The organism is Microbulbifer aestuariivivens (assembly GCF_039545115.1).
Lineage (GTDB): Bacteria > Pseudomonadota > Gammaproteobacteria > Pseudomonadales > Cellvibrionaceae > Microbulbifer > Microbulbifer aestuariivivens.
In genome coordinates this window covers 67,328-87,394 of record NZ_BAABRT010000017.1, presented here as the reverse complement: position 1 = coordinate 87,394, position 20,067 = coordinate 67,328, and the positions used below count along the sequence as shown (strand labels likewise).

21 protein-coding genes are annotated in these 20,067 nt (G+C 59.4%); 12 read left to right on the top strand and 9 right to left on the bottom strand.

The window, feature by feature from the left end:
- Positions 1-345: hypothetical protein (locus ABEA58_RS10955; protein WP_345551454.1), on the top strand; the 345-nt coding region annotated here is incomplete at its 5' end.
- A gap of 247 nt (positions 346-592) precedes the next feature.
- Here ABEA58_RS10955 and ABEA58_RS10950 read toward each other — a convergent pair.
- The 3 genes from ABEA58_RS10950 to ABEA58_RS10940 form a co-directional block, all read right to left on the bottom strand.
- Positions 593-1,231 (bottom strand): hypothetical protein, encoded by a 639-nt coding sequence (locus ABEA58_RS10950; RefSeq protein ID WP_345551452.1) that lies wholly within the window; start codon positions 1,229-1,231, stop codon positions 593-595.
- 482 nt (positions 1,232-1,713) lie between these two features.
- Positions 1,714-2,103 (bottom strand): hypothetical protein, encoded by a 390-nt coding sequence (locus ABEA58_RS10945; RefSeq protein ID WP_345551450.1) that lies wholly within the window; start codon positions 2,101-2,103, stop codon positions 1,714-1,716.
- Between the two features lie 651 nt (positions 2,104-2,754).
- Positions 2,755-3,753 carry an AraC family transcriptional regulator gene (locus ABEA58_RS10940; protein ID WP_345551448.1) on the bottom strand — a complete coding sequence of 333 codons (999 nt, stop codon included), beginning with the start codon at positions 3,751-3,753 and terminating at the stop codon, positions 2,755-2,757.
- Between the two features lie 107 nt (positions 3,754-3,860).
- Here ABEA58_RS10940 and ABEA58_RS10935 point away from each other — a divergent pair, with 107 nt between their 5' ends.
- The 4 genes from ABEA58_RS10935 to ABEA58_RS10920 are packed head-to-tail and all read left to right on the top strand — an operon-like array spanning position 3,861 to position 8,135.
- Positions 3,861-5,201, top strand: coding sequence for a flavin-containing monooxygenase (locus ABEA58_RS10935; RefSeq protein ID WP_345551446.1), 1,341 nt, complete (start codon positions 3,861-3,863; stop codon positions 5,199-5,201).
- Positions 5,201-6,163, top strand: coding sequence for a bile acid:sodium symporter family protein (locus ABEA58_RS10930; RefSeq protein ID WP_345551444.1), 963 nt, complete (start codon positions 5,201-5,203; stop codon positions 6,161-6,163). Before ABEA58_RS10935 ends, ABEA58_RS10930 begins: the two co-directional genes overlap by 1 nt.
- Positions 6,164-6,204: 41 nt before the next feature.
- Positions 6,205-7,176 carry an SDR family oxidoreductase gene (locus tag ABEA58_RS10925; protein ID WP_345551442.1) on the top strand — a complete coding sequence of 324 codons (972 nt, stop codon included), beginning with the start codon at positions 6,205-6,207 and terminating at the stop codon, positions 7,174-7,176.
- Positions 7,173-8,135 carry an SDR family NAD(P)-dependent oxidoreductase gene (locus tag ABEA58_RS10920; RefSeq protein ID WP_345551440.1) on the top strand — a complete coding sequence of 321 codons (963 nt, stop codon included), beginning with the start codon at positions 7,173-7,175 and terminating at the stop codon, positions 8,133-8,135. Before ABEA58_RS10925 ends, ABEA58_RS10920 begins: the two co-directional genes overlap by 4 nt.
- Positions 8,136-8,306: 171 nt before the next feature.
- On the opposite strand, the gene ABEA58_RS10915 is transcribed toward ABEA58_RS10920, so the two are convergent.
- Positions 8,307-8,900, bottom strand: a complete 594-nt coding sequence (locus ABEA58_RS10915) for a LysE family translocator (protein WP_345551439.1) — start codon at positions 8,898-8,900, stop codon at positions 8,307-8,309.
- A gap of 111 nt (positions 8,901-9,011) precedes the next feature.
- Between ABEA58_RS10915 and ABEA58_RS10910 the strand changes: the two genes are divergently transcribed.
- Entirely contained in the window at positions 9,012-9,782 is a 771-nt protein-coding gene (locus ABEA58_RS10910) for a TatD family hydrolase (protein WP_345551438.1), read from the top strand.
- An 11-nt stretch (positions 9,783-9,793) separates the two neighbouring features.
- Positions 9,794-11,455 carry an aminotransferase class V-fold PLP-dependent enzyme gene (locus ABEA58_RS10905; RefSeq protein ID WP_345551437.1) on the top strand — a complete coding sequence of 554 codons (1,662 nt, stop codon included), beginning with the start codon at positions 9,794-9,796 and terminating at the stop codon, positions 11,453-11,455.
- Between the two features lie 52 nt (positions 11,456-11,507).
- On the opposite strand, the gene tcdA is transcribed toward ABEA58_RS10905, so the two are convergent.
- From tcdA to ABEA58_RS10885, 4 genes are all read right to left on the bottom strand, one after another.
- Positions 11,508-12,311 carry a tRNA cyclic N6-threonylcarbamoyladenosine(37) synthase TcdA gene (tcdA, locus tag ABEA58_RS10900; protein WP_345551436.1) on the bottom strand — a complete coding sequence of 268 codons (804 nt, stop codon included), beginning with the start codon at positions 12,309-12,311 and terminating at the stop codon, positions 11,508-11,510.
- Positions 12,292-12,741: a thiol-disulfide oxidoreductase DCC family protein gene (locus ABEA58_RS10895; protein ID WP_345551434.1), complete on the bottom strand. Its 450-nt coding sequence runs from the start codon at positions 12,739-12,741 to the stop codon at positions 12,292-12,294. The genes tcdA and ABEA58_RS10895 overlap by 20 nt, the downstream gene beginning before the upstream one ends.
- Positions 12,742-13,222: 481 nt before the next feature.
- A complete protein-coding gene (locus ABEA58_RS10890; RefSeq protein ID WP_345551432.1) occupies positions 13,223-13,687 on the bottom strand; it encodes an FKBP-type peptidyl-prolyl cis-trans isomerase in 465 nt (154 codons plus the stop codon).
- Positions 13,688-13,852: 165 nt separating this feature from the next.
- Positions 13,853-14,212, bottom strand: coding sequence for a globin family protein (locus ABEA58_RS10885; RefSeq protein ID WP_345551430.1), 360 nt, complete (start codon positions 14,210-14,212; stop codon positions 13,853-13,855).
- A 588-nt stretch (positions 14,213-14,800) separates the two neighbouring features.
- Here ABEA58_RS10885 and ABEA58_RS10880 point away from each other — a divergent pair.
- From ABEA58_RS10880 to ABEA58_RS10860, 5 genes are all read left to right on the top strand, one after another.
- Positions 14,801-15,223, top strand: coding sequence for an HIT family protein (locus ABEA58_RS10880; protein WP_345551428.1), 423 nt, complete (start codon positions 14,801-14,803; stop codon positions 15,221-15,223).
- A gap of 88 nt (positions 15,224-15,311) precedes the next feature.
- Entirely contained in the window at positions 15,312-16,112 is an 801-nt protein-coding gene (locus ABEA58_RS10875) for a GIN domain-containing protein (RefSeq protein WP_345551426.1), read from the top strand.
- Positions 16,113-16,387: 275 nt separating this feature from the next.
- A complete protein-coding gene (locus ABEA58_RS10870) occupies positions 16,388-17,860 on the top strand; it encodes a YcjX family protein (protein ID WP_345551424.1) in 1,473 nt (490 codons plus the stop codon).
- The gene (locus ABEA58_RS10865; RefSeq protein ID WP_345551422.1) at positions 17,860-18,993 is read left to right on the top strand and encodes a TIGR01620 family protein; all 1,134 of its coding nucleotides are present in this window, start codon (positions 17,860-17,862) and stop codon (positions 18,991-18,993) included. The genes ABEA58_RS10870 and ABEA58_RS10865 overlap by 1 nt, the downstream gene beginning before the upstream one ends.
- Before the next feature lie 20 nt (positions 18,994-19,013).
- Positions 19,014-19,277: a hypothetical protein gene (locus tag ABEA58_RS10860; RefSeq protein WP_345551420.1), complete on the top strand. Its 264-nt coding sequence runs from the start codon at positions 19,014-19,016 to the stop codon at positions 19,275-19,277.
- A gap of 208 nt (positions 19,278-19,485) precedes the next feature.
- On the opposite strand, the gene ABEA58_RS10855 is transcribed toward ABEA58_RS10860, so the two are convergent.
- Positions 19,486-19,986: a hypothetical protein gene (locus ABEA58_RS10855; protein WP_345551418.1), complete on the bottom strand. Its 501-nt coding sequence runs from the start codon at positions 19,984-19,986 to the stop codon at positions 19,486-19,488.
- Positions 19,987-20,067: the final 81 nt, after the last annotated feature.

Sequence of the window (20,067 nt, the reverse complement as noted above, 5' to 3'; positions counted from 1 at the left end):
TTCCCGCCGGGTTTTTCGTTTCTTGCCTGCATATTCAGCTTCAGCGAAGGTCAGCTGGGTCATTTTCTAGGTTCCCGGTTGGAAAACTGTATTTTGCCAGAAATGGGCTATTTTTCAGAGTTGCCCTCAGTTATAAATTCTCATTTCATTCTAACGCCGCTAGCAGGGGCAGCCGGAGCGCAGCGTAGGCTGTCCAGCCCAGCCACCGGCTGGGCGAACCTGCCTAGCTTGGTTATGGCTGACGCACTCCAAACCAGCTACTGGCACTTTGCCAGCCACAGGTTGGCTGGCCAGCGCCCGATATTACGCGGGAAGAAAACCGTACTTCCCCCACCAGATTATTAACTTAATGCCCCCCCACGATACTGCAGTGGACTAGCCAGCCCTACCGAACCAGAGAGAACGCTCTGGGAACGAAACTGCCGGGATGCGGAATGACCGAGCTGCTCAATACTGGACGCTAAAACAGTGCAAAAAATTACATGCTGGCACTGACCAGGCTTATGACCGCCCGGCAACATAACGCCGCAATTTGCGGCGAGCGTAAGCGAGTCCGGGCGCGATAGCGCCGAACAACATTGCCTTGTTATAACTATTTTTTCCCTTCGGATGATGACTCGCCTTGAGAGGTCGTTCCTGTATTTGGTGCTTGCTCCATTGTTGGCACATTAGCACTATTGGTTGCGTTGTCTGCTGGAGTTGATACTTGCTCCATAGTTGGAATGTTTGCACTCCTTTCGATATATGTTCCAGATGATTTTTCTTTGGTCATTTCGTTTTCTCCGTTAGTAATGTTAATGCTGATGAATACAACAATAATAGAAATAGCTATTGCCAGCAGCAAGCCAGTAACCTGATTCAGAAACGTGTTAATAGAGGCATAGATATTTTTCCTGGTGAATGCGTCGTCAATACTCTTTTTGTAATAGTCTCGTGCGTTGTTGAGCTGGGTGTGAATTGCCTTATTGCTAATAAGATATGCCAACAGCGAGAAGATTACACTTAAAACTAAAATCGACCAGCAGAGTATTAAGAGCCACAAGTGGATAGCTGTATCGATTGGAACAATAAATTTGATTGCAGTGAGTGAAAACCCCAAACTAGCTGAAGATAAAGCCAGAATTGCTTTATCATAGCCTTCACTGTTTGAAAGTTCGCGCTTAAGGAGATCGTCTCTGAACTTGTCGAACATCTCATCCGCAACTTTTTGATCTTCTGGGCTACGAGTCACTCAACTCTCCCTGTAGTTATAACGCCGCTAGCAGGGGCAGCCGAAGCGCAGCGTAGGCTGCCCAGCCCAGCCACCGGCTGGGCGAGCCTGCCTAGCTTGGTTATAGGTGCCGCACTAGACACCGCTACCGGCACGCTGCCAGCCACGGCTTGGCTGGCCAGACCCCAATATTACGAGGGAAGAATACCGGACCTCCCCCACCAAATTATTAACTTATTGGCACTCCACAATACTGCAGTGGACTACCCGGCTCTACCGAACCTGAGAGAACGCTCTAGGAACGAAACTGCCGGGATGCGGAATGACCGAGCTGCTCAATGTTGGACGCCGAACCATTGCGAAGAATTACCCGCTGGCACCAACGATAATTTTTACCGACCGGCAACATAACGCCGCTGGCAGGTGCAGACCAAACTGGCGCGTAATTGCACAGCAATTTGAGTGGCAGTTTTGGCTGTCGACTGCCCAGCCTGGTTATGCGATTAGCCGCGAACCGGTTTAAAAAATGCCTTAGCACATTCACTGCTTTTATAACTGTACATTAAATTGAAATCGCCAATGTCTTTAAGGTTAACTTCGAATGATAGTTTAGCTACGTTCTGATCAACACTAAATTGAACTGGGAACTTATAGGTAGGTGTATCTAGGATACCGCCGTCAGAAACCAATATTCTTGACAGTTTCATGCCTTCTATAACACTAGGAACCTCAATATTCAGTTCATCAATTTTGGGGTTATCGCCACCTACAAAAACACTTTCTTTTAAAATTTCAACCTTAGGTTCCATTTTGACGTTGTTCTGAGACTCGGTACAAGCTGCATGAACTGGATGACCAAACAGTACGAGTATAATGAACGCATGTATTTTCATAATGGTACGATGTCCTTCTGCATAACATTTGTATCGTAGTCGTCAGGGCTGATATTCCACCGACTCATATCCAAAAACATATTTTGTGCCAGAATGCGCTGAAAGCCCCGGCTGGTCAAGGTTTCAAGAGATTACAGGACATTACATTGCCGGAAATAGTAGTCGTCACGACTCCTATCCCAGTGAATAGGGTGAAAGCTAGTGGCTTGATTTAAAAGCCTTTTTCCTGAATTCCAGATTCCTTATCAGGATAACCATCGCGGCGGCCGGTTTATCTGGACGATATTGGTCTCGAAGTTAGACGCAGAGCATGGCGGTGGCAGTTTAATTCTGTTGCCTAAAGATTCCGGTCTGTTACCTGTTTGGTAAGCGGTATTGATGGTTCTTGGTGGTGTGCAGAATAACCGCCCGTTCCCTTTTCACTTTGCTTCCATTGCTGCGGGAGTTATGGCAGTACCCATTTGGTGTGGGCGTGGGCGTGGGGTGGGGGTGAGAACGGAGTTCAATTGGCGATAGGAACGGATCTTTTGCATCTGGCTTACAGTAGCGCTCGCGCTGTCTCCACAGTAAGCCCGCTTATATAGCTTACCGTCTTCGCTCTCTTATATCTTATTGCCGCCGACGTTTCTGGCAGATCGCCTCCTGTGATTTTCAATCGGCCGGCTGCTGGTTGCGATAATGCTTCGGTGAGAGTCCGGTCCAGCGGCGGAAGGCTTTGCCGAAGGCGCTTTCATCGCAGTAGCCCAGTGCCGCGGCAATTTCCGCGTTATTGCGGTCCCGCTGGCGCAGCCACTGGCAGGCGTAGTGGCTTCTGACTTCATCCTGTATGGCGCGGAAGCTGGCGTTCTCTTCCTGTAGCTTGCGGCCTAGGTGTCGGGGGCTGATGCACAGCCGGCTGGCCACCTGTTCGCGGGTGAGCTGCGGTTCCTGTTGCAGCAGGTGCGCCACGCGCAGTTGCAGGCTTTTGTGCTTGAGGGATTTCAGCAGCGCGTCCGCCTCCGGCTTCAGGCGCGCCATCACCTGCTGGTCGGCTGCCACCAGGGGGATTTCCAGATCCTGGGGGCGCAGGCGAATCGCGGAAACCGGCGCATTGAACTGGATCGGTGTCTGCAGCAGGTTCTGGTACTGCTGCTGCAGCGCCAGCGATGGGGCGGGGTAGGCCAGTTGCAGGCTCTGCGGCCGGAAGGGGCCGCCGGTGATGCCGCGGGTCTGGGCCAGGCAGGCGGAGAGCACCGTCTCGACCCGCAGGCGCGCACAGCGCAGGTAGTTGGGCTGGTAGCAGAGGTCGGCGTGGTTGGCACCGCGGCGCAGTTCGAACTGCCCGCCTTCCCCCACCAGCGGGTGGTAGGTCAGCAGCTGGTCGATGGCGGCTCCGAGGGTGCGCTGGGTCATCAGCAGGTAGCCGACCAGGCCCATCTGGCTGGACTGCATCGCCTGTCCCAGCCGGATGCCCAGCAGGGGGTCCGGGTGCGCGCTGGCCAGGGCACTCCAGAAGTCCTCCTGCACGGCCATGGGCACCCTTTCATTTTCGTCGATCCCGGACAAGAGCGGCTCTACGTTTTGCGGGGTGCTGAGCCCGATGGTGTTCAGGGCGGAGAGAATAGCGCGGGTATAGCTGAGGGTGACGGTTCTGTTATCTGCCGGTTTCATTACTACTGTCCGGAATTAACCAATGGCTGCCCGATTATGACAACCCGCTGTGGGGTTGTCACGGTATATTGCCCGGCTACACAGGCAGTGCAAGCGGGAGAATAATAATGAAACCCTACGCGGTGATCGGGGCCGGGCCTATGGGCCTCTGCACAGTGCGCAATCTGAAGAAGTACGGCATCCCCTGTGTGGGGTTTGAGATTCACGGTGATGTGGGCGGGCTGTGGGATATCGACAGCCCCACAAGCACCATGTACGAGTCGGCTCACCTGATTTCTTCCAAGAAGATGACCGAGTTCGCCGAGTTCCCAATGAAAGATTCGGTGGCCCAGTTTCCACACCACGCGCAGCTGAAAGAGTATTTCCGCGATTACGCACGGGAATTTGGCCTCTACGAACTGTACGAGTTCAATACCGAGGTGCTGCGCTGCGAACGCGATGGTAGCGACTGGAAAATCACCACGCGCTGTAATGGCCAAGCACAGACCCGCACTTTTGGGGGCCTGCTGATTGCCAACGGTACCCTCCACCATCCGAATATGCCGCAGCTGCCGGGAGAGTTTGGCGGTGAGCTGCTGCACTCAAAAGATTACCGCGATCCGGCGCTGTTTACCGGCAAGCGGGTGTTGCTGGTCGGTTGCGGCAACAGCGGTGCCGACATCGCCGTGGATGCGGTGCACCGGGCGAAAAGCGTCGATATCAGTCTCCGTCGCGGCTATTACTTTCTGCCGAAATTTATCGGCGGCAAACCCACCGACGCCTTCGGTGGCAGGATCAAGCTGCCCCGCTGGCTGCACCAGCGCATCAGTGCGGCAATCAGCCGGCTGATGCTGGGGCGTCCGAGTCAGTACGGTCTGCCGGAGCCTGACTACAAGATGTTCGAATCCCACCCAGTGGTGAATTCGCTGATTCTGCATCATATCGGCCACGGGGATATTCAGCCGCGTGCGGATATCGCTGCCATCGATGGCAATACCGTGAGCTTCAAAGATGGCAGCAGTGCCGACTACGACATGGTGATGCTGGCCACCGGCTACAAACTTCACTACCCGTTTATCGAGCGGGAACACCTTAACTGGCAGGGCTATGCACCGCGCCTGTACCTGAACGTGTTCCACCCGGAGTACGACAACCTGTTCCTGATGGGCATGGTGGAGGCCGCCGGCCTCGGTTGGGAGGGGCGCAACGAGCAGGCCGAACTGGTGGCCCTGTATATCCGCCAGCTTTCTTACGGAGCCAGCGCAGCGCTTGCGCTGCGCCAGCTGAAACGGGAGAAGGCGCTGGTGCGCGAAGACGGCGGTATGCATTACCTGGACCTGGAGCGCATGGCTTATTACGTGCACAAGGACAGCTACCTTAAGGCACTGCGCGGTCACACCGCAGACTTGAAGCGCGATCTGCCGCCGCGGGATACTGAGGGATTGGCAAGCAGCGCGGGAGCAGCCTAGTGGATGACACCCTGTCGGCGGTGAGCAGTTTTCAGATGTCGCCGGTGGCGCTGTTGCTGTTGAACGCGGTACTGGCTTTTATGATGTTCGGCGTCTCCCTGGGGCTGCGCCCTGCGGACTTCGCCGCTGTGCTGCGCCGGCCGCTGGCGCCGGTCACCGGGCTGATCGCGCAATTCCTGCTGTTGCCGGCGCTGACCTGTGCCGCCACCTATTTTCTCAATGTGCGGCCGGGGCTGGCACTGGGCATGATCCTGGTGTCCTGCTGCCCCGGAGGCACCTTCTCCAATGTGATGACCTGGATCGGCCGCGGCAATGTGGCTACCTCCGTGAGCATGACGGCGGTGTCCAGTGTGGCGGCGGTGGTGATGACGCCGGTCAATTTTGCGCTGTATGGCAGTCTCAACCCCAACACCCGGGGGTTGCTGCAGGAGATCGCGCTGCCCGCCGAGAGCATGGTCACTCTGGTGCTGCTGGTGCTGGCGCTGCCGATGCTGCTGGGCATGGTGGTGGGGGCGCACTTCCCGCAATTCGTGCGGGCCAGTGAGCGCTACTTCCGCAGCGCGTCGCTGCTGGTTTTCATGCTGTTTGTGCTGATCTCTTTCTCCAAACACTGGCAAACCGCATTGCAGGTGGCCGGAGCGGTGCTGTTGCTGGTGGTTGCCCACAACGCACTGGCATTCTGGATTGGCGATCTCAGCAGCCGGGCCATGGGGCTGTGCGCCGGGGATCGCCGCGCGGTCACCATGGAGGTGGGGATTCAGAATTCCGGCCTGGCGCTGGCGATTCTGTTCACCTTCTACCCGGCCGCCGGGGAGATGCTGGTGGTGGCCGGCTTCTGGGGCGTGTGGCATCTGGTGGGCGGTTTGGTTCTCGCCGGCATTTGGCATCGCACAGACGGGCACAGCTCAGCTGTGGGCGCCAATGCGCCCCTTGCCGAGACACCCCAATTGCAAAAACGCTAAGAAATAAACAATAAGAAATAAAAAAGAAATAAGAGTTCGCCATGGGTGCAAAGAAAGTGCTGATCACCGGCGCGGCCGGTTACGTTGGGCTGCAGCTGGGAGAGCTGCTGGCAGCGGCAATGTCCGTGGTGGGTGTGGATATCCGCTCCTGCCCGGCGCAATTCCCGATGTTTGCTCTCGATATCTGCGACCCGGCTCTCGGCGAGCTGATGCGGGCCGAGTCAATCACGCATGTGGTGCATTTGGCTTCGGTGATGGCGGCGGGCCGCGACCGGCAACTGGAATACCGCATCGATGTCGAGGGTACCGAGAATGTACTCAAGGCCTGCGTCTACGCCGGTGTGCAGCACATCACCGTCACCAGCAGCGGCGCCGCCTACGGCTACTATCCGGACAATCCCGAGTGGCTTGAGGAGCATCACCCGCTGCGCGGCAACCGCGAGTTCGGCTATTCCGACCACAAGCGTCTTGTAGAGGAAATGCTGGCGGACTATCGGGCGCGCCACCCGCAACTCAAACAGCTGGTGTTCCGCCCCTGTTCCATTGTCGGCTCCAGTACCAACAACAAGATCGCCAAATTGTTCTCCGGGCGCGCGATTGTCGATCCCGGTGGGCACAATTCCCCGTTTGTGTTTATCTGGGATCAGGATGTCATTCGGGCGATCGAGTTCGGTGTCTGCCGCGATGCCGCGGGTATATACAATCTGGCCGGGGACGGTGCGCTGACACCGCAGGAAATCGCCCACCGGCTGCGCAAACCGCTGCGGCGCCCGCCAGTGTGGCTGGTCAAGTTCCTGCTGCGCATCGGCTACGCCCTGCACCTTACCGACAACCAGCCCGGACAGGTGGTATTCCTGCAATACCGGCCGGTGCTGCTGAACCGCAAGCTCAAAGAAGAACTCGGTTATATCCCGCAGAAAACCTCCGCCGAGGCGTTTGCCCACTTCGCCCGCGAAGCGCTGGGCGTGCAGCCCCCGGAAGTGGCCGGCGAGGCCGTGAAGGAGGCTGTGTGAGCGAAGAGTGCGTCAGCGAAACCCTGAGTAGCGTCGAGGGTGAAGGTGAAAGTAAAGGCGAAAGTGAAAGCGGCGGTAAAGGCGAGAGTAAAAGCGAGTGCGGGGGCGACGACAAAGTCTTTGTGGTCACCGGTGCTGCCGGCGGTCTCGGCTGGGCCACGGTGGAAGCCCTGGCGGCGCGGTACCGGGCCCGTTTTGCGCTGATTGATATCGATAAAAAGGCGCTCGACAGGCGCGTGCAGCAGCTCGCCGAGAGCGGCATTGTGGGGCAGACTTTTGTGGCCGACCTCGCCGATGAATCCGCAGTCGCTAAGCTGGTCGAGACACTGCGAGAGCGCTTTGTGCGTGTGGATCTGCTGGTGAACAACGCCGGCATTACCCACCGCAGCCTCTCCACCGTGACCAGTCACCGCGTGATTCGCCGTGTGATGGCGGTGGATTACCATGCGCCGGTGGAACTCGCTCAGGGGTTGCTGGAGCCACTGCGGCGGGCGCAGGGCTGTGTGGTGAATATCAGTTCCATGGCCGGCTGGATGCCGGTGCTGGGCCGCGCCGGCTATTGCGCGGCCAAGAGCGCCATGCACCAGTACTTTGAAACATTCCGGGAAGAGGTGCGGGAAGAGGGCGTGCGGGTGCTGATGGTGTATCCGAGTTTTGTCGCCACCGATATCGAGCGCAACGCCCTGTCGGGAGACGGCGGCAAGGCCAGCCACAAACAGAGCACCATCGGCCCGGTGCGTTCACCGCAGTGGATGGCCGCACGGATTGTCACTGCGCTGGAGCAGGGCAAAGAGCGTATCTTTCCCTTCGACAGGTCGCTGCTGGGGGCTTTTCTGTACCGGCTGGCGCCGCGATTTTTCCTCCGGCAGATGGTCAGGAATTTCCGTGTGGAACTGGAAGTGGGGCGCGCCCAGCGCATGGCCGTCGCCAAAACTGCGCCCGTAGCAAAACAGGGCTGAACTCAGGCTTGGACTCAGGCTTGAACTCAGGCTTGAACTCAGGCTTGAACTCAGGCTTGAACTCAGGGCTGAAGCGGGAGCCGGGTAACACCCGGGCAGGGCCTGGCAAGAATTTGCTGAACGCTCGACTAAAAAATCCGCTCCAGGCTCATCTCAGCCCCGCTGGCCCGGCTATTCGATGATCATCGGCACCACGCTGGCCACCAGCAGCAGTGCCATGGTGATATTGAAGCGCCGCAGGTGTAGCGGGTCGCGCAGCAGGCGCTGCATGCCGACGCCGAACAGCATCCAGATGGTGATGCAGGGTCCGCCGATCAGTATAAAGGCCAGCGCGATCCGGCCCGCATCGAGCCAGGCGTTGCCACCCGGTGTGGAGAAGGCGGCCAGGGCGCCCACCGCCATTACCCAGCCTTTGGGGTTGACCCACTGAAAAGCCGCCGCCTGCCAGAAGCTGAAAGGCGATGGGCTCTGCTGGCGATCCACCGATCGCGTTCCCGCGATCAGCCAGGCGAGGTAGAGCAGATAGGCGATGCCCGCCCAGCGCACCCCCTGATGCAGCAGCGGATACTGCTGGAACAGCGCCCCAAGCCCGAGACCGATAGCCATAATCATGGCGGGAAACCCCAGACAGATACCCAGAAAGTGCGGCAGCGAACGCAATATGCCGTGGTTGAGGCCCGAGGTCATGATCATCATGTTATTGGGGCCGGGAGTGATACTGGTGGAAAACACAAACAGCAGCAGGGGTAAAACAGCTTCAAACACAGGGGGCTCCGTCATTCTGCGGCGCTATTCTAACCGGAGTCGCGGGCTGGGTCTGCGGGGCGGCCCCGGGTGTTAAACTTGCCACAGAGCCAGGCTGAATACGGGAATATTTTGCAACTGATCGATAGCCACTGCCATTTCGATTTTGATGCCTTTGCCGACGACCGCGACAGGGTGTGGACAAGCTGCCGCGCTCTGGGCGTGCGGGGAATGATCGTGCCGGGGGTCAGCTCCGGGCAGTGGCCGGACCTGTTCGCCCTGGTGAGCCGGCAGCCGCACTGGTACGGGGCCGTGGGGCTGCACCCCTGGTGGATTGAGCGTGAGCCTTTGCCGGTTGACGTGTTAAGGCAACGGCTGCTGGAGTACGGGGCGCGCGGTGACTGTGTCGCGGTGGGTGAGTGCGGCCTCGACAAGGGCCTCCAAGTGTCGCTTGAGCGGCAGGAGGCGATCTTTCGCCTGCACCTGGCCGCAGCCTGTGAGCTGCACCTGCCGGTGATTGTGCATGTGCATCGGTACCACGCGCAGGCGCTGCGCATCCTCAAGGATGTGCGCCCGGCAAAGGGTGGCGTGATCCACGCATTCAGCGGCAGCGAGGAGATCGCCCGGGAATACTGGCAGCTGGGGTTCCATCTCGGTATCGGTGGAACCATCACCTACGAGCGCGCGGGCAAAACCCGTCGCGCGGTGGCGGCGATGCCGATGGAGTCTCTGTTGCTGGAAAGTGATGCGCCGGATATGCCACTGTGCGGCCATCAGGGCGAGCGCAACAGTCCGGAACGCCTACCGGAGATCGCCGCGGCCCTCGCCCGCTTGCGCGGCATCTCAGTGGAAGAGGTCGCCGCGCACACGCGGGACAATACCCAGCGCCTGTTTTCCCTGTGACGGTTTAACCAATGAGTTCATGCAATTATTCCCCGGAAGATTTCCGCCGCAGTTTCCCCCTGTTTCAGCAACCGGAAAACCGCGCTCTCGTCTACCTGGATAATGCCGCGACCACGCAGCGGCCGGCGGCGGTGATTGATGCCATCGCCGACTTCTATCGTCACAGCAACGCCAATACCCACCGTTCCAGCCACCGCCTTGCCCGCCGCGCCACCGAACTGGTGGAGGAGACCCGCGCGCAGGCGGCGGCATTTCTCAATGCCCGCACCAGCCGCGAAGTCATCTTCTGCCGGGGCGCCACGGAGGCGCTCAACCTGCTCGCCAACAGCCTGTGTGCCGGGCTGTGCGAGGGCGACGAGATTGTTCTCTCCACCATTGAACACCATGCCAACCTGGTGCCCTGGCAGATGATGGCGCAGCGCTATGGGCTGAAACTGCGCTATGTGCCGCATATCGCCGGGGTGCCGGAATTCGACCGGCTTGAAGAAGTGCTGAATGAGCGCACGCGGATTGTTTCCCTGACCGGAGGCTCCAATGCGCTGGGACTGCGCCCGGACCTCGCCGCCATCGCGCGGCAGCTGCGGGGCAGGGCGCTGCACTGGATTGTGGACGGGTCTCAGCTCGCCGCCCACGAGGTGATAGACGTGCAGGCCACAGGCTGTGATTTCTTTGTCTGCTCCGCGCATAAGTTTTATGGCCCCACCGGTGTGGGGCTGCTCTATGGCCGTGAAGCGCTGCTCGCCGCCATGCCCCCCTGGCAGGGCGGTGGCGAAATGATCGCGGAAGTGGGCCTCTACCACAGTGAATATGCCGGTCTGCCGCATCGGTTTGAAGCTGGAACCTCGTCCCTCGGCAGTCTCGCCGGCCTCAATGCGGCATTCGCTTTTCTGCGCCAGCAGGATCGCTCCGCGATGGCCGCGCACGAACAGTCGCTGGTGCAGCGGTTACACCGGGAGCTGGCGCAGATGCCGCACCTGCGACTGCTGAGCCAGCCCCAGCACAATCTCGGCATTGTGGCCTTCGCGCCGGTGGATGGGGCGCCCGCTGATCTGGCGCACTGGCTCGACGAGCGGGATATCGCGGTCAGGGTGGGCAACCACTGTGCCCAGCCGCTGAGCCGGGCCGCCGGCGTGGGCGCCACCCTGCGGGCCTCGGTGGCTGGCTACACGACATGGCAGGACTGTGAAGCATTCCTGCATGCGGTGGGGGAATTTCAGCGTGTCAGTGCGACCATTCCCGCGGAAAATACCGCCGTTGCGGGCTGGCGGGATGACGATCTGTCGGCGCTGCGGATCGAGCGGCTGGCGGCCCAGCGCAGCTGGCAGGATCGCTATCGGGAGCTGATGCGCTGGAGCCAGTCGATTGCCCCCAAGCCGGAAATTCGTCGGCCCGGTTATTTGGTGCGCGGCTGTGAATCGGAAGCGTGGCTGGCACACCGGCAGGTCGGCGGGCGCCACCTGTTCGCGGTGGACAGCGACAGCCGGGTGGTCAAAGGGCTGGCGGCGCTGCTGCTGTCGCAGATTCATGGCCGCAGCGGCGAGGAGATTGCCAGTCTGGACCTGGAGGGAGTATTCGCGGATCTGGGGCTGAAACAGCACCTGAGCCAGTCGCGCAGCAATGGTTTTTATGCACTGCTGGCGCAGGCGCTGCGCTTCACTGAACTGAAAGGTTGATGTTCCCGCAGCGCCAGATGCGTCGTTCCTGTCTCGCCAATTTCTCGGCTGCTTAGGGGCGCTGCAACAGGCGCTCGATGCCGCGGCTTGCAGCGGCGAAACCGAAACTTCCGGTCACCATCGTCGCGGCTCCGAAGCCCCCGCTGCAGTCCAGCTTGACGCCGTTCTGCATGACCGATTTCTGCTGGCATACCTGGCCATCCGGCTGCGGATAGACCATCGGCTCTGTGGAGTAGATGGCATCGATGCCGAACTGCCGCTTGTGGGATTTTTGGAAATTGTGGAAGCGGTACAGGTGCTGGCGGACTTTTGCCAGCATGGGGTCGTTGGTGGTGCGGCCCAGGTCCGCGCATTGGATCTGCGCCGGGTCTCTCTTGCCGCCTGCCGAGCCCACGGTCACCAGGCGTATTTTGCGCGGTTTACAGTAGGCCACGATGGCTGCCTTGACTCGTGCGGCGTCGATGGCATCGATGACGACATCGACGGGGCGAACCTCGGGGTTCAACAGTGCGTCGAGATTGTCGCTGGCTGCGAAATTCTCGATGGTGTTCAGGCGGATTTCCGGGTTGATCTGGCGCAGACGCTCGGCGCTGACCTCCACCTTGCTTTGCCCGATGGTGCCCTGCAGCGCGTGGCTCTGGCGGTTGGTGTTGGTAATGCAGATATCGTCGAGATCGATCAGGGTAAGGCTGCCCACGCCCGAGCGGGCCAGGGCCTCCGCCGTCCAGCTGCCCACGCCGCCAATACCGATGACAATGAAATGTGCGGCGTTCAGCTTTTCCAGTGCCGCTTCTCCATACAGGCGACCGATGCCGCCGAAGCGCTGTCGATATTGCTCAGTTAACATGATGCTCATCTAAATCTTCAAGAAATCTCTGTCTTTCAGCCGCGCCCGGCAGCCGGCACTTCTGGCGACGACCAAACAGCCGGTAGCGATTGCCGGCCACCCGGTCGTAGACCCAGTCGCGCAGCGGTTCAGGCACCCGCTGACACCACTTGGCCGCGCGCCAGGGCATTGGCAGCTGCGCCATGATGCGCAAAACCGCCGCGCTTTTTTCATAGACCTGCCCGCTGTTTACACCTGGGTTTTCCAGGTACAGCAGTGTTGCATAAGTGTCCAGTGGGCGGCCAAGTTCGCACAGCAGCCGTTGGCCGGCGGGCGATTGTACACGGCACAGGGTGAAGCGTGCGTTTCTGTCATGCTTCAGGATAAAGCCTGCCCAGCCATTGCAGAGGTTGCAGGCGCTGTCGAACAGAATGATTCTGGCGGGTAGGTCGGGGGGCATACAGGGAGCGCGTCCATTTGTATTGGCTAGTGTTTTATGCAGTTTGAAGGCAGCTCCAAGCCCCTGCCAGTCACCGCCAAGGCACTTCCAGTCTTCGCCAAGGCACTTCCAGTCATCGCCAAGGCACTTTTAAGGCAACTTTAAGCCTTGAGACTCTGCCCCCAGTAGTCATACCGCTGATCTCGCAGCCAATGGTAGTGGCAGGGGTGGTTTGCGGCAAAACTGCCTAATTGCCCATTGTCGGGAGAATACTGTTCCGATACCGAGGTGCTGACAGGTTGACAGGCTGAGGGGATGAGGCGCTAACGTGGAGAGCTGTCGGGCCATTTGTTTTCGGGAAAGCAGAGCGTCGCAGCAGTAATTTGATGCCGAGGGATGAGAGGCAAGGGCGGAGCCTGAGGGGAACTCGCTGTATCGAGAGCGGCGAGCAACAGGACGGGAAGGGCGAGATAGCGGCGGCCATGAGCCGCCGCCTTTGAGATCAGTGCACGTGGCCGTGGTCGATCTCTTCCGGAGTGGCTTCGCGCACGGAGACCACTTCCACATCAAAGTGCAGTTCCACACCCGCCAGCGGGTGGTTGCCGTTGATGGTGACGTTGTCGCCGTCGATATCGATAATTTCGACTTCAATCGGCTGGCCATCGGTGCTCTGGGCACGGAAAGCCATACCGACTTTCAGTTCCTCCACGCCGCCAAAGGCGCTGCGCGGCAGGGTTTGGATCAGTTCTGGGTTTTGCGGGCCGTAAGCCTCTTCCGGCGGGATGACGGCGGTAAACTTGTCGCCGGTGCTCTTGTCGAGCATCTCGCGCTCCAGTCCGGGGATGATGTTACCGACACCCTGCAGGTACTTCAGCGGCTCACCGCCGGAGGAAGAGTCGATGACAGTGCCTTCTGCGTCTTTCAGGGTGTAGTGCATCTCCACTACGGAGTGGTTGGCAATCTTCATGGGGAAATCTCTGAGAATCGAGTGTGAATGGAGTAGCGCTTACCGAATGCAAGGAGGCACACGGGGGATAAAGGCTGCGAAGCGCCATTGTATTGAGCGCTCCGCCATGTCGCAACCGCCCGGGGCCGCAGTAGCAGGCAGCAGCCGGTGGCTGGCGGGTGATTTTCAGCAGGCGATGGACAGTTGCGGATCGCAGTTGCCGTAGAGGCTGCTGGCGCTTTCCACCAGTGCGCTAGTCAGCTGGTCAGGGAAGCCGAGTTCGAGCAGCCGCCCTTCCAGAAACTCCAGCAGCGCCTCGAAAAGCATTGGGTTCAGCCCCAGAGCCAGGAAGCTGGCGCGGCTTGAGCGCACCGGTTCCTGTGTGCCGGACAGGGCGTGGGTGAGGAATTTTGCCTGGCGGGCCTGCTGTTTGCGGTGCTCATCGCTGTCGTCATCGGAGAGATGTCGAGCGATGGCATGGAAAAATTCTGCCACTGTATCGGTCACAAACCGGTTGCCACCGACTTGCTCTAAAAGCGTAGCCATCTATTGACTCCCCCAGTTGGTTTAAAAGCGGCGCTGAATGGCATCTTTTGAAATCGTCACGGCCATCTATTTCTGTGGCCTCGCGATCCAAGCCGCTGTAATTGCTGCTTGCTAGTTTTTACCCTGTCCCTGAATACAATGAAAACCCGCGAAATGAAATACCGTTGTGGTTGTCGGTTACGGTTGCCGCCTTGGCGTTGTGGCTGGAGTTTTAGCCGGCCTTGTCGCGTTTTTTTGATACTGACGGTACGACATCGAAAAATGTGAGATTGGGTGACGGCGCTTTTCCGGATGGCTTGGAGATTAGGGCAACCACAGAAAACTGCCAGTCAATTGTCAAAAAATTGTCACTTACTTCTTTAGATTGAGTGTCTGTGGGTTGTGTCTGATAAGTCAGCATTCGTTTACTGTCAGTGCGTGGTTTTCGGCGACGCTGTTCGGGTAAAAGCCTGTGGCGCCATGCGCGACGATAATTCACTGTCTGCGTATAGTGGCGAAGCTGGTAGACTCGGCGGTTCTGTAGCCACCGCTGTGCGCCTTCTGCACGGCCGGGGCCTGTTTTATACGGATTCAAGGAGGCCAAACAAAATGGCGAGCATATTTACCCAGATCATGAATGGCGATTTGCCCGGACACTTCATCTGGCGGGATGAGCAGGTGGTGGCCATCATGACCATCTCCCCCATCAAGCCGGGCCATTGCCTGGTGATTCCGGTGGAGGAGATCAACCACTGGGACGAGGTGCCCGAGGCGCTGTCTGCGCACCTGATGCATGTGGCCCAGCGGGTCTCCAGAGGGCTCAAGGCCGTGTACAACCCGAAGCGTGTGGGGGTGATGGTGGCTGGCCTGGAAGTGCCGCATACCCATCTGCATCTGATTCCGGTCGAGGCGCTCGATGACTTCGACTTTTCCAAGCAGCAGCCTGCCGAGAGCGAGGTGCTGGCCGAGGAGGCCGGCAAGATCCGCGCGGCACTGATCCAGGCCGGCTATTCCGAGGCAGATTGCGCTTGAGGTGCAAAAAGTTTCAACGACCGTGCATCCAAAGTGGCCATTGGTCGCGTCTTGGGTGTAACGAGAAACTTTTACGAGAGAATAGTCCATGGCCCTTATGACCCGTTTCAATGCCGCTCTGGCAGCCCTGGCGCTTGTGCTGTCTGCCCTGACCACTGCCGCCTTGGCGGAGGAAACCATCGAGCAGACCTTTGACCTGTCCGGTTTTTCCCGTATCGATCTGCAGGGGAGTTCCTCTCTGGAGGTTGTGCAGGGGGACAGTTTCTCTGTGGCTGCCTCCGGCACTGCGGAAGCGGTGGCGCTGGCGCGCGCGGAAGTGAAGGGCAATACCCTCAAACTGTGGGTGGAGCCCAGTCACAAGCGTTTTTTCGGCATAGTCACTGTCAGCGGTGGGCAGTCGGTGGATTACCGGGTTTCCCTGCCGGTGGTGGAATCCATCGCGGTGACCGGCTCCGGCGAGGCGCGGGCGGAAATCCTGGAGAGCGATGCTTTGCGACTGCATGTGACCGGTTCCGGTGACCTGACGGTGGCGAAAGTGGCTGCGGAGTCTCTGGTGGCCTCGGTGACCGGCTCCGGTGACCTGGCTCTTGGTACGGTACTCGCCGTGCGCGCCGAGGCGTCCATTCGCGGTTCTGGTGATGTGGTCCTTGACAGCTTTGCCGGCGAGGCGCTGGACGCCGACATCAAGGGCTCCGGTGACATGGTCATCAATGGCCGCGTGGGCGCGCTGCGCGTCGACATCATGGGTTCCGGGGATTTTATCGGGCGCAACCTGCAGGCGGACCGGGCCGAAGGGGGCGTGATGGGTTCCGGCGATATTGTTCTGCGCCGCCCCGGTTCGGAGTCGTTCTCGGTGATGGGGTCGGGCGACATTGCTCTGGTGGACTGATCCCTCACTTCCCAAGCCCAGATAGAGAAACCCTAATCCAAGCTCTCCAGCCCCTGTACCAGCTGGGGGCCTATCATTAAAGAGCGGCGGCCAGTGGCCGCCGCTCTGCGTTGCAGGCAAACCCTGAGTCATGCGGTACCCGCGCCGATACCCGTATTGGAGCAGCATTGATTCCAGTACCGGTATCCGGTTGAGATGCTGAGGCTGCTTCCGGCCTGTTATTCTCAGGTTTTGCAGGCGGTGATCGGCACCGCCAGACCCGCATGGAGTGGTCTATGGCAGGATCGCAATCGGATTCAGAATCGGAGCCGGCGTTGGAATCAGAGTCGCAAACCGCGCAGGGTGGTCGCAGGCAGCTCAAGGAGCAATGGCGACGCCTGCGTCGCGGTGCCCGGGAAAAATCCCACTGGGCGGCGGAGCGTCTGCTGGACCGGCGTGTCTGTATCGGTATCACCGGCCTTAGTGGCGCGGGGAAATCCACCCTTCTCACCAGCCTTATCTATCAGTTGAGCCACCCGGCCAAAGCCCAGTTGCCCGGTTTCGGACCGGCATTGAATGGCGACCTGCTCGGTGCCGAAATCAGGCCGGCACTGGATGCGGACCTGCCTATGTTCGACTACCGCCAGTGCCTTAACGCGTTGTTCGATCAGCCCCCCAGCTGGCCGAAGAGCACACGGCAGCTATCGGCGTTGGAGCTTCATATTCACTTGCGCACGCGCCGCTTCGGCCGCCCCGGGCGTCGCACCCTGGTGGTGGAGTTGCGGGATTACCCCGGCGAATGGTTGATGGACTTGCCGCTATTGGGGATGGGTTACGCCGACTGGTGTCGACACCAGCACCATATTTTCGATGGCGATGCCCGCACCGGCCTTGCGCCCCAGCTGATGTCGGAACTGGCGGCGCTGTCGCCATCGGCAACTGCTGAGCCGGGGCAGCTGGAGAGGCTGTGGAGCACTTACCGGGATTTCCTCTCTGAATGCCGTTCCGCCCGCAGGCTCAGTTATCTGCAGCCGGGGCGGGCTCTGCTCGACCGCGAGGAGTATCTGGTGATGCCGCTCCTGGATCTGCGCGGCCAGACCAATGCTGCGCTTGACGCGCTGCCGGACAACAGCAACTACAAGGTGCTCGCAGCCCGTTATCGCCGCTATGTCGATGAGCTGGTCGCCCCCTTTGTGCACAGCCATTTTCGCCATCTGGACCGCCAACTGGTGCTGGTGGATATGATTGGCACCCTGTACGCCGGGGAACAGGCTCTCGACGATATGCGCCTCGCCTTCGCGCACATCGCCGATACTTTCCGCTACGGCGGCTCAAACCCTTTGCGGAAGCTGTGGCGCCCACGCATCGACCGCCTGGTCTTTGCCGCGACCAAAGTGGATCAGGTGCTGGCCGCCGACCACGATGCGTTGCGCCAGCTGCTTGGCAGCCAGCTGCAGCAGGCCTTTGCCGGCGCCCGACACCAGGGGCTACCGCTTTTCTGTGAGGCGATCTCCGCGGTACGCAGCTCCAATGAGACGCTTCGCGATGGCCGGCGCATGCTGGTGGGGCACGATTTGCAGGGGCGTTATCTGGGGTTTGAAAATGCCGAGATTTTTGCCCAGCTGCCGGGAGAGGCGGAAGATTGGCAGCATTACCAGGGTGCGGCACCGCCGCAGCTGCGCCCACCCGCGGGTATGGCAGCGGGTGAGTGCATTCCCCATATTCGTGTGGATGCACTGCTTAACCTCCTGCTCGGAGACAAAGTCTGATGAATAGCAATAGTCCGGCCGGCCGGCGCCAAACACGGATTGAGAGCCTGGAGGCGCCCGAGGAGAAAAGGGCTGAGCGAGACGCGACACGGGTGGAATCCCTGGCGGAGGAGCCGGAGGGTATTCCCCGCTCCATTACCACCGGGGAGTCTCTGCCCGACAGGATTTCGTTTTCGGAACTCCGCCTGCCCGTATTCCGTTTGCGCCTCTGGAAACCGGCATTTTTTGCTGCGCTTGGCCTTGCCGGGGGCGCTGTGGCCTGGGAGCTGCACCAGCTGTTCAGCTGGGCTGCGGAGCGGCACTGGATACTGGGGGTGCTCGCCGGCACGGTGATTGGCGCCTTGCTGGTGACTATTGCCAGTGGCGTGTGGGAGTTTTTTCGCGCTGGCCGGCCACTGCGCAGGCTCGAGGAAACCCGGGAGCTGGCACTGGAGCTGCGTGATTGTCGCTCGATGGATTCCGTCGCGCCATTTCGGCGGGACTTGGCTCGGCATTTCGAGGGTAAACCCCAGGGCGTATTACTCACTCGGGTACTGGAGGAAGCCCCGGATTACTATGATGGCAGCGAATTACTGCGCCATGTTGAGCTGACTTTTCTTGAGGCCCTGGACCAGGAGGCGCTGCGTCGGGTTGTTCGCCACGCCAGCGCCACCGGTGCACTGGTTGGCCTCAGTCCCTTTGCCACACTGGATGTTCTGGTGGCCCTGCGGCAATCCATGCGCATGATCGACGATGTGGCGCAGATCTATGGTGTACGCCCGTCTGTGGTGGTGCGCTGGCGTCTGTTCAGAAAAGTTCTGAACCTTGTCGCCTACAGTGGTGCCAGCGAATACGCGGTGAGTGAGCTCTGGCCCGAACTGCTGGGTGACAGTGTGGTGAGCACGGTATCCGCCAGGTTGGGGCAGGGGATGGGGGCCAGTCTCTTCATGTCGCGCATCGGGCTCGCCACCATGCACAGTTGCCGACCGGTGCCCTTTTCGGAAAAACAGCGCCCCCGGCTGAGCGCCGTGACAAGGCGTGTCGCCAGTAGCCTCAAGGAAAGGTTGCTGGGGCGCGATCCGGCCAGTGCGGACGAACTGCGCATGGCGATGAGGCAGGCGTCCGGGGAGTATTCGAAGTCCGAGCGGCAATAAACTGCAAAAAGTCGCCAATAATGCACAGAAATACGAGGCAAGCTGCCAGTGTGCGGCCAGGTACACTCAAAAGCACAATGAGCGGTGCGCACAACACGAAGGAAAAAGCGCAGGGAAAAGCGCAGGGAAAAGCGCAGGAAAAAGCGAAGGAAAAAGCGAAGAGAGCAGCGCGAAGGTCGAAGCAAGGAAAAAAGAAGGCGGGGTTTCGGAGAAAGAGCAAACAGTTAAGGGGTGGAGATGGAAGGGCGGCGCTGTCGTATCTCGCGGAGCCCGAGCAGGCCTGATCTGGGGATATCCCCTCGGCAAATACCGGGTGAACCGGGTATGGCAGGTCTGGTCTTTGACGGTTGTAGAGGGTTGTAGAGGGTTGTAGAGGGTTTGGCGGATTTAGCAAGCCCCGCAAGCCCCACAGGCAAACCCGTCCACGCTGGCCGGCCCGGTATAGTTGAGTCGGGCTAAGCCAGCGGTTGCGGGTCACAACAGAGGAGGGTTTTACTCAAACTGTTTGTCCAGTAGTACGCGGGTGTGATACCGCTCGACCAACTGTGCCAGTTCATCGTAGCGTTGCTTTATGAATGGCGTGGGGTTGTTGGTGCCGGTTTCATCCGAATACTCCACGCCGTCCTGTACGTGCTGTAATTCTCTGGAGAGGGCCTGGATTGCCGCAAAGATATCCTGTGTGAGGCCTTCGTTATAGAAGACCGTGCTTTCGCTTGTGTCTTCTAAATAATCGTTGCACTCAGTGAGCCATTCAATGCGCTGATCCAGAAAGTGGATCGTGTTGCGGATACCGCCGCGGTACTCAAGGTTGAAATGCTGGTTTACGTAACTGTTGAGGCTGCGCATGCTCGAGCCCACAAACTGCTCTACCAGACCTTCGCAATAGCTCTCGGTGAGGTAGGGTGGGTGCGGTTTGGCATAACTGGCGCTGCAGAAGATTAACAGGCTGAGTAAACACAGTGTTCGCTGCAAAAGGCTGGAAATGTGCTTCATGCTGTGTGCCTATGTTTTATGTTTGTTGTTGTCGCTGGCAGGCAACTGCTTGTGGCTGCAATCACATGAATAGCCAACTGT